General features: G+C 57.1%; 14 protein-coding genes. 8 read left to right on the plus strand and 6 right to left on the minus strand.

The window, feature by feature from the left end; genetic code table 11:
- Window positions 1–55 precede the first annotated feature (55 nt).
- The 7 genes from CFBP5473_RS22365 to CFBP5473_RS22395 are packed head-to-tail and all read left to right on the plus strand — an operon-like array spanning window position 56 to window position 5,820.
- Entirely contained in the window at window positions 56–739 is a 684-nt protein-coding gene (locus CFBP5473_RS22365) for an MtnX-like HAD-IB family phosphatase (protein ID WP_027674886.1), read from the plus strand.
- 15 nt (window positions 740–754) lie between these two features.
- On the plus strand, window positions 755–2,167 hold the full coding sequence (locus tag CFBP5473_RS22370; protein ID WP_027674887.1) for an aspartate aminotransferase family protein: 1,413 nt from the start codon (window positions 755–757) through the stop codon (window positions 2,165–2,167).
- Between the two features lie 4 nt (window positions 2,168–2,171).
- On the plus strand, window positions 2,172–3,125 hold the full coding sequence (locus CFBP5473_RS22375; RefSeq protein ID WP_027674888.1) for an arginase family protein: 954 nt from the start codon (window positions 2,172–2,174) through the stop codon (window positions 3,123–3,125).
- Entirely contained in the window at window positions 3,122–3,466 is a 345-nt protein-coding gene (locus CFBP5473_RS22380) for a DMT family transporter (RefSeq protein WP_027674889.1), read from the plus strand. Before CFBP5473_RS22375 ends, CFBP5473_RS22380 begins: the two co-directional genes overlap by 4 nt.
- Window positions 3,463–4,290 carry an alpha/beta hydrolase gene (locus tag CFBP5473_RS22385; RefSeq protein WP_027674890.1) on the plus strand — a complete coding sequence of 276 codons (828 nt, stop codon included), beginning with the start codon at window positions 3,463–3,465 and terminating at the stop codon, window positions 4,288–4,290. The genes CFBP5473_RS22380 and CFBP5473_RS22385 overlap by 4 nt, the downstream gene beginning before the upstream one ends.
- A complete protein-coding gene (locus CFBP5473_RS22390; protein ID WP_051441228.1) occupies window positions 4,271–5,428 on the plus strand; it encodes a GNAT family N-acetyltransferase in 1,158 nt (385 codons plus the stop codon). The genes CFBP5473_RS22385 and CFBP5473_RS22390 overlap by 20 nt, the downstream gene beginning before the upstream one ends.
- Window positions 5,425–5,820, plus strand: coding sequence for an EamA family transporter (locus tag CFBP5473_RS22395; RefSeq protein ID WP_027674892.1), 396 nt, complete (start codon window positions 5,425–5,427; stop codon window positions 5,818–5,820). Before CFBP5473_RS22390 ends, CFBP5473_RS22395 begins: the two co-directional genes overlap by 4 nt.
- Here the strand turns inward: CFBP5473_RS22395 and CFBP5473_RS22400 are convergent.
- Window positions 5,810–6,595 carry a MipA/OmpV family protein gene (locus CFBP5473_RS22400; protein WP_234881894.1) on the minus strand — a complete coding sequence of 262 codons (786 nt, stop codon included), beginning with the start codon at window positions 6,593–6,595 and terminating at the stop codon, window positions 5,810–5,812. The genes CFBP5473_RS22395 and CFBP5473_RS22400 overlap by 11 nt on opposite strands.
- A 335-nt stretch (window positions 6,596–6,930) precedes the next feature.
- Here CFBP5473_RS22400 and CFBP5473_RS22405 point away from each other — a divergent pair, with 335 nt between their 5' ends.
- Window positions 6,931–8,082, plus strand: a complete 1,152-nt coding sequence (locus CFBP5473_RS22405; protein WP_027674894.1) for a mandelate racemase family protein — start codon at window positions 6,931–6,933, stop codon at window positions 8,080–8,082.
- Between the two features lie 97 nt (window positions 8,083–8,179).
- Here CFBP5473_RS22405 and CFBP5473_RS22410 read toward each other — a convergent pair whose 3' ends face one another.
- Genes CFBP5473_RS22410 through CFBP5473_RS22430 form a run of 5 tightly spaced genes read right to left on the minus strand, consistent with a single transcriptional unit; the run spans window position 8,180 to window position 12,434 of the window.
- On the minus strand, window positions 8,180–9,238 hold the full coding sequence (locus CFBP5473_RS22410; RefSeq protein WP_027674895.1) for a dienelactone hydrolase family protein: 1,059 nt from the start codon (window positions 9,236–9,238) through the stop codon (window positions 8,180–8,182).
- Window positions 9,239–9,979 (minus strand): FadR/GntR family transcriptional regulator, encoded by a 741-nt coding sequence (locus tag CFBP5473_RS22415; protein ID WP_037170875.1) that lies wholly within the window; start codon window positions 9,977–9,979, stop codon window positions 9,239–9,241.
- A gap of 29 nt (window positions 9,980–10,008) precedes the next feature.
- Window positions 10,009–10,767, minus strand: coding sequence for an ABC transporter ATP-binding protein (locus tag CFBP5473_RS22420; protein WP_027674897.1), 759 nt, complete (start codon window positions 10,765–10,767; stop codon window positions 10,009–10,011).
- Between the two features lie 16 nt (window positions 10,768–10,783).
- Entirely contained in the window at window positions 10,784–11,623 is an 840-nt protein-coding gene (locus CFBP5473_RS22425) for an ABC transporter ATP-binding protein (protein ID WP_234881896.1), read from the minus strand.
- A 7-nt stretch (window positions 11,624–11,630) separates the two neighbouring features.
- Window positions 11,631–12,434, minus strand: a complete 804-nt coding sequence (locus CFBP5473_RS22430) for an ABC transporter permease (RefSeq protein ID WP_234881922.1) — start codon at window positions 12,432–12,434, stop codon at window positions 11,631–11,633.
- Window positions 12,435–12,452 lie beyond the last annotated feature (18 nt).

Consider the following 12,452-nt stretch of genomic DNA (forward strand, 5'->3'; position numbering starts at 1 on the left):
TCTTGCCTTCAGTTGCCCGGTCTAACTGCTTCCTCACAGCATTGAGGAGCAGGACATGCATGCATTTTGCGATTTCGACGGAACGATTGCCGTAGATGACGTGACCGATCTCGTTCTTGAGCGCTTCGCAAGCGAGGAATGGCACCGACTGGAGAAAGACTGGGAAGCGGGCAGGATAACGGCGGCGGAATGCATGCGCGCCCAGATCCCGCTGATCGATGCGACGCTTCAGGATCTCAATGCTTTTCTCGATACGGTCGAAATCGATCCCGATTTTCCCGCATTTGCCGAATTCTGCCGCAGCCATTCAATCGGCATCACCGTGGTCAGTGATGGTGTCGACCATTTCATTCGTCGCATCCTTGCGCGCCACGGTGTGACCGACATTGCGATCAATGCGAACCGGCTGTCGTCATCAGTAAGCAACCAGAAATTTAGCTTTCGGCTGGATACGCCTTTTGCCAGCGCGGGCTGTGCCTCGGGCGCTGGTGTCTGCAAATGCAACATCGTCCAGACGTCGGCGCAGCACATCTATGTGGGTGATGGTCGAAGCGATTTCTGCGTTTCGCGGCAGGCGTCCCTTGTGTTTGCCAAATCCAAACTCGCCGTTCACTGCGCGCAGCAATCCATCCCTTTCATTCCCTATGAAGGCTTTTCGGACGTGCAATGCGCCGTCGCAAGCCTTCTCACCGACATGTCCAGCCGGGCGAACGACGCCCGACTGGCGAAAACCGCTTAAGGCCAAGGAAACATCATGAACGTCCATTCGAAAATAGCCGATCAGTTCGATCTCGAAGCGCCTGAAGAAGAGCTTCGCAAGCTCGAGGCTGCCTATTGCTCGCACGGCGATACGGTCCATTACACAGAGCATCCGAAGTTCTTCGATGGTTGTGATGGCTCATTCCTCTTCGACAGCAGCGAAACGCCATTTCTCGATTTGCAGATGTGGTATTCCGCAGTCAATTTCGGCTATCGCAACGAGCGCCTGAATGCGGCAGCTCATCGCCAGCTGGACCGGTTGCCGCAGGTGGCATCGCAATATCTGCACCGTGAAAAAGTCGAGCTTGCAGCCCTGATCGCGCGGGATGCGGAAGCGAAATTCGGTCACAAGGGCCGGGTTCACTTCAATGTCGGTGGATCGCAGGCAATCGAGGATTCGCTGAAGCTGGTTCGCAACTTTTCTGGCGGCAAAAGCCTGATGTTTGCCTTCGAAGGCGGCTATCACGGTCGCACGCTGGGTGCCAGTTCGATCACATCGAGCTATCGCTACCGTCGACGCTATGGGCACTTCGGCGAACGCGCGCAGTTCATCGAATTCCCCTACCATTTTCGCGGCCCCAAGGGCATGTCGAAAGAGGAATATGGCCACTATTGCGTCCAGAAATTCGCCCGCCTGTTCGAAAGCGAATATAACGGCGTCTGGGATCCCAAGGCCGGAAAATCGGAATATGCGGCCTTCTATATCGAGCCGATCCAGGGCACGGGTGGCTATGTCATTCCTCCGATGAATTTCTTCGTGGAGCTGAAGAAGGTTCTGGACGAGCATGGAATTCTGCTCGTGGTCGACGAAATCCAGATGGGTGTTTACCGGACCGGAAAATTATGGTCCATCGAGCATTTCGGCGTTTCCCCCGACGTGCTGGTCTTCGGCAAGGCCATTACCAATGGTCTCAATCCGCTCTCCGGTATCTGGGCGCGTGAAGAGATGATCAATCCGACGATCTTCCCGCCCGGTTCCACGCATTCGACCTTCGCCAGCAATCCGATGGGCACCGCAGTTGCGCTCGAGACGCTCAGGATGGTTGAAGAAGAGGATCTTGGTTCAAGCGTTATGGCCAAGGGTGCCCTGTTCCTTGAGGGACTGAAAGAGCTCAAGTCTCGTCATGCCATCGTCGGCGAAGTGGACGGTCTGGGTCTGGCGCTGCGCATGGAGATTTGCCAGTCGGATAGCTATACGCCGGATAAGGCGACGCTTGACTGGATGTCGGACGAAGGAATGAAGGGCGATCTGGAGTTCAATGGCCATAAATACGGCCTCGTTCTCGACGTTGGCGGTTACCACAAGAATGTCATCACGCTGGCACCGAACCTGATGATCTCCAATGACGAGATCAGGCTTGCCATCGAACTTCTCGATCAGCTTCTGACACGCGCCGAACGGAGATAGTTCCGTGCAGCTTATGCTTCTCCACCTCGATGATGCATTGGAGTTGCAACCCGATTTCCTGGGTGCCGCCATGATGGCCGGCGCCCGGGAAATAGCTGACAAGGAGTGCGGCCAACTGCTGCGGCTGTGGAGCCGGAAAGATGCTCTGTGTCACCTGAACCGAGGTCTGGTCAGATCGGCATCCGACCGAAAGGCCAGACCTCGGCTTTGCTTCATGGGATCCGGCGATTTCCATCACGTCACAGCACTTCTTCTCGATGATGCCCTTGAAAGCTTTCAGGGAAGCGTGACCGTGATCCATATCGACAATCATCCTGACTGGGTGCATTTTGCCGATGGGCTTCATTGCGGATCCTGGGTCAACGCCGCAGTCTCCAATCCCCAAGTCGATAAAGTCATTACGCTCGGCGTCTGTAGCAGCGATCTCGTTTCTCCTGAGAGCAAGGGTGCCAATCTCGACCTGCTCCGTAGCGGCAAGCTCGAGCTTTATCCTTATCAACACCCACCGAGCAAAGTTCGCAGCGCCGTTGGCCGTGGTGCGAGCTATTCACAGGTCGAGGGGCATCTGCACTGGAGTACGATTTCGGATCTCGGTGAAAGCAATTTCCTCGACCGGTTGCTTGAGACAATCCAGACCGCTGCCGTCTACATCACTATCGACAAGGATAGTCTCGTTCTAGCCGATGCCGTGACCAACTGGGATCAGGGCGGACTGAGCCTGCCATATGTCCTGTGGCTGATACATGAGATCGGGACCCGCCACCATATCGTCGGGGCTGACGTTACAGGCGACTATTCCGAACCGCGTTATGGCGGCACGCCTTGGACGCGCCTGATGAAGAAAGCTGAGATATTCATCGATCAGCCATTCCACCTGCGGAACAGGGAGACGACCCGTAATATCAACAGTGCCGCCAATCATGCCCTCCTTGAGGTGTTTTCGGAGGTGATGGCATGAGTATGAGCTTGACGTTGCTGGCAACAATTGGCTTTTGCATCGTGACCGAAACCGGGCGCGAACTCTGCTTCAAATATGCGGCAACCCGTTCGAACCGTCTTTTTCTTCTCGTCCCCGCCACATGGCTCGGTATTGCGTTCTGGGCAGTGGAACTGCTCGCGTGGACCATCGTGCTGGCAAAAGCTCCCCTCTCCGTCGCCTTTCCCCTGATGTCGCTGAGCTACGCAACCATCGCCATCTGCGCCGCCATCTTTTTTAAGGAGACGATCGATCTGCGTCGTCTCACTGGCATCATCCTGATCCTTGGAGGCGTCGCCTGCGTCGGCGCGACAGGCCTATGAAATCTGAAACCTCGACATTCTTCGAAGAAGGCACCAACGGTCGCGGCGTTCTTCTCATCCATGGGTTGACGGGCGCACCGGCGGAGATGCGGCTTGTGGCGCGCCAGCTTCATAAACGGGGCTATAGTGTTCTCGCCCCGCTTTTGGCGGGACACGGCGTGGACGCTTCCGTTCTGCGGCGGTCTCGCTGGCAAGATTGGCTCGAAAGCGTCCATATCGCCCGCGCTGCCTTCTCCAGACGGGTCGATACCGTCTACGCTGCAGGAATCTGCGTTGGCGGCAAGCTTGCGATGATGGCCGCAGCCGATACGCCCGACAAAATCAAGGCAACGGCAATTTACTCACCCTGCTTTTATTACGATGGATGGGAAGTTCCGCTTCATTATTCGCTTCTTTCCTCCAATGTCGGCTGGCTTTCGCGTTTTCCCCTGCTCGGACGGCTCAATTTCCACGAAAATCCATCTCTCGGGATCAAGGATGAGCGGATGAGGCGGCTGATCGCCGGGCTGGGCGCAGAAGGCATATTTGAGAGCTTTCCCGCCAAAGCCCTGTTCGAGATGCACGCCCTGGGCCGAAAGCTGAAGTCCCGCCTGCCCTCCATGCGGACGCCGACGCTGATCATCCATTCACGCGAGGACGATCTGAGTGGGCCTTCGCATGCCAGATACATCGCAGATCACATCGGCGGACAAAATCGCCTGCACTGGCTGGATGACAGCTATCACATGATCCATGTGGACCGGCAGCATCGCGTCGTGGCCGATCTGACCGCTCAATTTTTCGAGGCCGAGAATGCTGCAAAACATGAAAGCCCAATTGGCTGAAAGCCCGATTGTCAACGGTTACAAGTTGACGACCAAGGTGCACGACCATGTTTCCGCAATCGATAGGCAAGCATGGGTTGCGTGCTTTCCGGATGAACTGGAGGGACACGCCTACCTGCTGGCCGTGGAAGAGAGCGGACTGGACGGGTTTCGGTGGCGCTACGTCACCGTGGAAGAGGATGGCACAATCCTTGCGGCAATGCCCGCGTTCCTGTGCGACTACGGTCTGGAAACGACATTGCCACGCGGCAATGTGCATGGGTTGATTGAACGGATACGGCGGATCATGCCCGGCTTTCTGAAGCTCAAGCTGGCATGCCTCGGTTCACCATGCACCGAAAACGGTATCATCGGCATTCATCCCGAAGTGCCTGTTTTTAGACATCGCGAGATCATTGAAAAGCTGCTCTCCAGTTTCGAGGCGGCAGCAATGGCGCAAGGCGCAACGCTTCTGGCCTTAAAAGACCTCCCGCTCCCGCTTGATCCAGCGCTTGCGCATGTCCTGGAGCAACGGAAATATGTCGAAACAGGTGGCATGGCCACCGCGTGGCGGCAAATCGATTTCGAGACAGTCGATGATTATCTTGCGACCTTATCGGCTGGCACGCGCAAGGACATGCGTCGTAAACTGCGCGCCGGAAGCTCGGTCAGGGTCGAGCGGGTCGTTGATCTTGGAGCGTATGAACAGCGTTTCATGGAGCTTTACAGACAGACGCGCGAACGAAGCGAGTGGCAGTTCGAAGACCTGACGCCTGCTTATTTTACCGGGATCCTGCGGCTAATGCCGGACAATGCCTTCTGCACCGTCTATCTCGTTGACGACGAGCCGCTTGCCTTCAATCTTCTGCTCCATGACGGACACCAGCTGGTCGACAAGTTTTTCTGCATGGATGCGGACCGGGGGCGGCCCTACAATCTCTATTATCTCAGCTGGTTCGAGAATATTCGTTACTGCCTGGAGAAAGGCATAGGTCGCTATCAGAGCGGACAGGCCTATTATCGCAACAAGGTAAAACTCGGCAGCGAACTGACCCAGAACACCATGGTCTTTCGCCACACGAATGCGATTTTGCATGCTGCACTGAAACGCATTGCGCCACTGCTGGCCGGTGACGATGGCAAGGAAACCGCGCCGTGAAGCAGACGCAACCGCTTTGGCTGCTGGTGCCGGTTCTCAACACGTTGCAGCAGGTCTTTCTCAAACAGAGTGCTGAAACCGTGTCTGGGGTATCCTATCATTGGCTCGATCATCTTCTGATGTCGCCCTGGTTCATGGCCGCCATTGCAGCCGAAATCGCCTGTTTCGGTATCTGGATGACTGTGCTTTCCGAAGTCGATCTGAGTGCCGCCTTTCCACTGTCAGCCGTGAGCTACGTGTTGATCATGGCTATTGCCTGGCTCGCCTATGGCGAGCCAGTCCTTTGGACGCAGATTATCGGAAGCGTGCTGATCCTTGCCGGAGCATGGCTGGTCACCGGGTCTACTCAGGGAGATTCGACCGGGCAGCTCGGTGAGCTGTCTAAAGACTGACCTGAAAGGATTTGGTCAGCGATATGCCGATTGTGTTCTGGTTTTCCCGACCGAATGCCTGTGTGGTCGAGCTATCTGCCGCATCGCCGAGAAGCCGATCAAAACGGTTGTAGACGCCCATCGTAATCGTCGGTGTCACCTGATAGGAAGCGGCGATCGTCAGGCCAGCGGACTGAAGCCCTCCCGGAGCCTGAAAGGCGGTGACAGCGCCATTTGACGCGGCTTCGGCATCGCTGACACTGAAATATGTCTTCATGTATCTGCTGCTGCCCGCAGACAGGCGAGGACCGACCGAAATAGTCAAATCGTCGGTCAGCTGCATGAACCAGTCCGCGCCGAAATCCGCGACGATGCCGCTGTCATTGAACAGGCCCTGCCGCACTTCGGTCCGCAGCCGAAGCTTGTCGGGTACCAGCCAATGCTGCGCGAAGATGCCAAAATCCGGGCTCCACTCGATCTTGCGCAGGCCGCCGAGCCTTTCGTCATCCATCACCGAACGCCGATCCCGGAAACCCAAGACCGGCCCCGCCTCAAAATTTTCGGCGTCGAACAAGCTGTAGTCGATATTGTCATCCGGAGCGCTGTTTTCGTCCGGCTCGTCCATACGCCGAATATCGAAGCTCGGAATAGCGCCAAGCGACTGGTGGGACGATCCCGGATATGACGGCGCATATTCGACATTGCCTCCAAGCGTGACGACAAAGCCAGATTTTCCATCTGTAGACGGGTCGTCGGCGAGTGCCGGTGTGGCAACCGCAATGTGAAGCCCTGCCAAAAGCAGTTGCCGAAAGGAAAGACGCAGCTCAGTCAAGAAACGCATACGGACAAGACCAGAAACCGACATGAAGAGGACTATGCAGCAACATTTAGCACATGAGGAAAGCTTCATCCACTGGTCCTCCTATCCTCCCTCGATTCCTGCAATTTCAAATTTACTTTCGCTCATGCCCTCTCCGAAATATGCGTTCGCGAAGAAGACCGCACTTCCAATTGTTTGTTATATGATCTAAGAGGTATGATGACTGATGAGTTGAGGTAGGCGTCAAGCCTGCCATCGCGAATACCGGCGACCGACATAAGGATGTCGCAGAGAGTGTGAGGAGAAAGTTCTTGAAGATTGTAGACGTTCATGTGCGCGTGTTTTCCCATACGACCCGCAGACATCAGGATACCGCAGGGCACGCACACCCCGGCCCTCCGCATAAGGTGAATATGGGTCTGCTGACCATCGTCGCAGATGACGGTACTGAAGGTTATTGCTTTGCCCCGCCGGAAGTCATCCGTCCGCATGTCATCGAAAAGTTCGTCAAGAAGGTTCTGATCGGCGAAGATCCGTTCGCGCGGGAACGGCTGTGGCAGGATCTCGCCCACTGGCAGCGTGGCAGCGCCATGCAGCTGACGGACCGTGCATTGGCAATCGTAGACTGCGCGCTTTGGGATCTTGCCGGTCGCAAGCTCAACATGCCCGTGCACAAGCTGATCGGAAGCTACCGCGACAAAATTCCTGCCTATGGCTCGATCATGTGCGGTGACGAACTGGAAAACGGGCTGGCGACGCCAGAGGATTACGGGCGTTTTGCCGAAAAGCTGGTTGCGCGCGGTTACAAGGGCATCAAGCTTCACACATGGATGCCGCCGGTTTCCTGGGCGCCCGACGTTAAGATGGACCTGAAGGCGTGCGCCGCTGTTCGCGAGGCGGTCGGTCCCGATATCGATCTCATGATCGATGCCTTCCATTGGTATACCCGCACGGAAGCCCTGGAACTCGGACGAGGCCTTCAAAAGCTTGACTTCGCCTGGATCGAGGAACCGATGGATGAGGACAGCGCCCTCTCCTACGCCTGGCTTGCAGAGAATCTCGATATCCCGGTTCTGGGTCCCGAAAGTGCTGGCGGCAAGCATTTTAGCCGCGCGGAGTGGATCACGTCGAAGGCCTGCGATATTCTTCGCACCGGCGTTCATGATGTAGGCGGCATCAGCCCGGCGATGAAATGCATGCATCTTGCCGAGTCCTTCGGCATGAACTGCGAAATCCATGGCAATGGCGCACCGAACCTCATCATCGCGGCCTGCACCAAGAATGCGAAGTGGTACGAGCGCGGACTGCTGCACCCGTTCCTCGAATATGATGACGGCTTCGAATATCTGAATGGCCTTGTCGATCCTATGGATCAGGATGGCTTCGTCCATATTTCGGACAAGCCGGGCCTTGGCGAAGATATCAATTTCGACTTCATCAACGCAAATCTGGTCACTGTCTGAATAGGGTTGTGACACTGAGCCCGGTCTCAAAGATCGGGCTCAGATGATTTCGGGACATGTTGAAAAGTGCTGGGAGGCAAGTCGGCGGCGCTTGCCTCTATTTCAGCGCCTGCTCAAGCCAATTGAAAGCGTGGTCCTGCTGTTCAACAGAAAAGGCGTGGGCCGAACCGGGCCAGATTTTCGTTTCGAGTGCACTGCTGCCCGCAGATTTCCAGATTGCTCGCAGCTGCTGCTGGGCAGCATTGGCAGTCGCCTTTGGAAAATGCCGGTCGTCCTCGCCGCTGAAGATCAGCGTCGGTTTGGGTGCGCCGAGCGCTGCGAAATGTGGATAGTCGAGCTTGCCTGCGATCTGCGGATGCAGCATTGAGAATGCCGATTGGCCTCGCAGCTGATTGTTTCCGGGCTGCATCAAGCCTGCCAAAGTCCCCATCCAGCCGCCCGCGATGCAGAGTGTCGCATGATCAGAAAGTGCCGAAGCCTGCCAGGCCCGCGATCCTCCCATCGAGTATCCGATCACCGCTACCCTGTCGGCATCGACAGTCGGCAGATTGGACAGCCAAGCAAGGCACTCAAGATCTTCGCGAAGGATGACGGAGGCGTAGGAAATGCCGAATTGCATAAGATTGGCAGCAAGGGCCTGCTGTGCCTCGTAACCGTTTCCTTCCTGGCTGCCCCAGCCAAGCGCATCGGCGCAGATCACGGTGTAACCGCGCCAGGCAAGCTCGTTGCCAATATGGCGTCCGCCATAGAGCCTGTCGGCCCAGGAATCCGAGGCTTTTGCCACCTGTTCCGGTTCATCCCGGCGCCTGATCAGCTTCTCCTTTCCGATGGAGAATAGGGAGCCATGATCGTGGAAGAGTACGGCTGCGGGTGTTTTCATTTCCGTTTTGGGCTTCAGAATATAAGCGCGCGTGGTCTCTCCATTCGAAAAACCCAGTTCAAGTTCTTGCCCCGTATAGCCGTCCGCGTCCCAGTGACCCACCATCGAAGCCGTGGCAGGAGAGATCGTCTGAATGCCGAGCGCATCGACGACAGTCTGCCGCGTGCGCGCTTTCCATACGGTAAAGTCTTCCGCTGCCGGATTGAAGTTCCAGGGAAACGACAGATTGTCTCGCAACCGGATGGCAAGGCTGGAGAGATTTTCGCTGTCGATCATTCATGCCCTCGATGCCATGCGGGAAATCATTCTGTTGCGGCTCTCACCGAGATGTTTGCGCATGGCTGCGCGGGCAATCTCAACGTCACCCGCCTCGATGGCATGGAGAATGGCGCGGTGTTCCTGATTGACGCGGGCGAGATGCAGGGACAGCGCCTCGTCATCTACCGCATTGGTGGAAAGCCGCATGCGCGGCATCAGCGTCTCACCGAGATAGTTGAAAATCTCAAAGAAATGCTCGTTCTGGCTCGCTGTCGCGACGGCGCGGTGAAAGTCGAAATCCGCCTGTGTGTCGCGGCTGACGACGCGGATTGCCGCATCCATGGCATCGCAGGCAGCGGCCATGGCATCGATGTCTTCCTGACGTCGACGCTCTGCGGCAAGTGCCGCCGCCTCGGATTCGATGCCAATGCGAAGTTCCAACCCTTTGACCAGATTGCCGACCAAAGCCAGATTCTCATCGCCCAACCTAAAGGGCTTCACGCCTGCGTCTTCACGCACGAAGACTCCGATACCGTGATGGATGGAGACGAGCCCACTTGCGCGAAGATTGGCAATCGCCTCGCGGACGACCGTGCGGCTGACCGCGAGTTCATCGATCAGCGCCTTTTCCGTCGGCAGCTTTGCGCCGCGCGCATATTCGCCGTTTTTGATGCGCTCTTCGATGACCCTCACCACCTGCGACGACAGGGTTTCCCGGCGGGCAGATGGCGTAACCGGCTTGTCCAACTCTATCGTCATCGGGCATCTCCAGCGCTTCCGTCCAATCCTCAGACGGCTTGATCATACTCCAGGCTCGCCTGTATCAATTGACGAGCATATGGGTCCTTGGCGTTTCCGGTTGTCAAGACCTCGCGGTCCATGACTTCAACGACTTTGCCATGCTGCATCACAGCCAGGCGTTCGCACATATGGTCGATGACCGCAAGATCATGCGACACGAAGAGATAGGTTAGGCCACGCTTCGGGCGCAGATCAGCAAGCAGGTTCAGCACTTCAGCCTGAACCGAGACATCGAGGGCCGAGGTCGGTTCATCGAGCAGCAAAAACTTCGGCTCCAGAATAAGAGCGCGGGCAATCGCCACGCGCTGTCTCTGGCCGCCCGAAAGCTCGTGTGGGTAGCGCGTGAGGAAGTCCGGCGGAAGGCCGACATCGATCAGAGCCTGCTCCATACGCTCGATCTGTCGATCCATGCGGTGAATGCGCAGCGGCTCCTGTAATGCGGTGCGGATGGACTGGCGCGGGTGAAGCGAGCCATAGGGGTCCTGAAACACCATCTGCACCAGGCGGCAATATTCGCTGAAGGGAATGTCCGCAATCGCCCTTCCCTCGAGATCGATTGCACCTTCCCAGGTGTTGAGCAGGCGCGCCATGCAGCGCAGGATCGTGGACTTGCCGGAACCGGATTCGCCGATGAGGCCGAAGGATTCGCCCGCTTCGACGGAAAAGCTCACATCGCCGAGAATCCTCTTTTTGGCCGGTCCATAGCCCAGATCGATGGATAGGTCGCGAACCTCGATGGCCTTCATGCTCTTGTCCCTCATCTTAAGCGCTCTGCGTTTCGCGGTTGAGCACAGGCAGCGGCCCGCGATTGCCGCCAATGTGAGGCTGCGCCGCAAGCAGGCCCTTGGTGTAGGGGTGCGTGCAGTTTCTGAGATCGCGCGCCAAACATTCCTCGACAACTTCACCGTGGCGCATCACGAGAACGCGGTCGCAGAAATTGCGAACCAGATTGAGGTCGTGGCTGATCATGATCAGTCCGAGGCCCTTCTCCGTGACGAGTTGGTTCAGGATGTTGAGAACCTGCATGCGCACGGTCACGTCGAGCGCGGATGTCGGCTCGTCGGCAATGATGATCTGAGGCTCGGGGATCAGCATCATCGCAATCATGATGCGCTGGCCCATGCCACCTGAAACCTCGTGAGGATAAAGCGAATAGACGCGCTCAGGATCACGGATTTGCACGGCTTCCAGCATTTCGATGGTTTTGCGCTTGGCAACGTCGCGGGAGGCATTGGTGTGCACGCGGTACGCTTCCGCGATCTGATCGCCGACGCGGTGCACCGGGTTGAGCGAAAATTTCGGGTCCTGCAGGATCATCGAAATGCGCCGCCCACGGATTTGCAGCATCTGCTTTTCGCTTGCAGACAGAAGATCCGTATCGCCGAAGCTCATCTCATCGGCCTCGATCTTCGCCGTTGGGAGAAGCTTCAGGAGAGCACGTCCAATCGTGGATTTGCCGGAGCCGGATTCACCGACGATGCCGAGCCTTTCACGACCGAGGTCGAAGGAGACGCCCTTGACCACATCCTTGTAGCTTTTGCCGGTGCGGTAGCTGACACGAAGCTGATCGACCTTGAGCAGAGGTGTTGCGGTTTCCATCATCGGTCTCCTAGTGCTGTTTCGGGTCGAGCACGTCGCGCAGACCATCGCCCAACAGGTTGAAGGCAAGGCTGACGATGAGGATGGCGCCGCCCGGGAAGGCGACCAGCCACCAATTGTCCAGCATGTAACGTCGGCCCGTCGCAATCATCGCGCCCCACTCGGGAAGCGGCGGCTGTGCACCAAGACCGAGGAAGCCGAGGCCTGCGGCAGTCAGGATGACGGTGGCCATGGACAGCGTTACGCGCACGAGAACCGAAGGCAGACACATGGGCATGATCGATTTGATGATGATGCGCAGCGATGACGCTCCCTGCATGCGCGAGGCTGAGATGTAGTCGGCACTGCGGAAGGTCAGCGTCTCTGCACGGGCAAGACGCGCAATCGGCGGCCATGTCGTAAGCCCGATGGCAATGATCGCATTTTCCAGGCCGGCACCAAGGGCAGCAACGAAGGCCAGCGAAAGGATGAGGCTTGGGAAGGACAGGAAAATATCAGTGATCCGCATCATCAACGTATCGTACCAGCCACCGAAGTAACCGGCAGTCGTTCCGACCAGCAGGCCGATGGGCCCGACGACGACCGATACGATGGTGATGATGGTCAGGCTGATGCGGGTTCCGTAGATGATGCGGCTAAGAATATCGCGGCCAAGCTCGTCGGTGCCGAACCAGTGCGTGGCACTTGGCGGCTGCAAGGTGGCGGACAGATTGACCACATTCGGATCGAACGGCGCCAGCAGCGGCGCCAGCAGTGCCGTCAGCAGCAGGATCGAAATGACGATGACGCCGAAAGCCGATGTCGGGCTTTCCATCAATTCGCCGATCAGCGA

It is taken from the genome of Agrobacterium larrymoorei (assembly GCF_005145045.1).
GTDB lineage: Bacteria > Pseudomonadota > Alphaproteobacteria > Rhizobiales > Rhizobiaceae > Agrobacterium > Agrobacterium larrymoorei.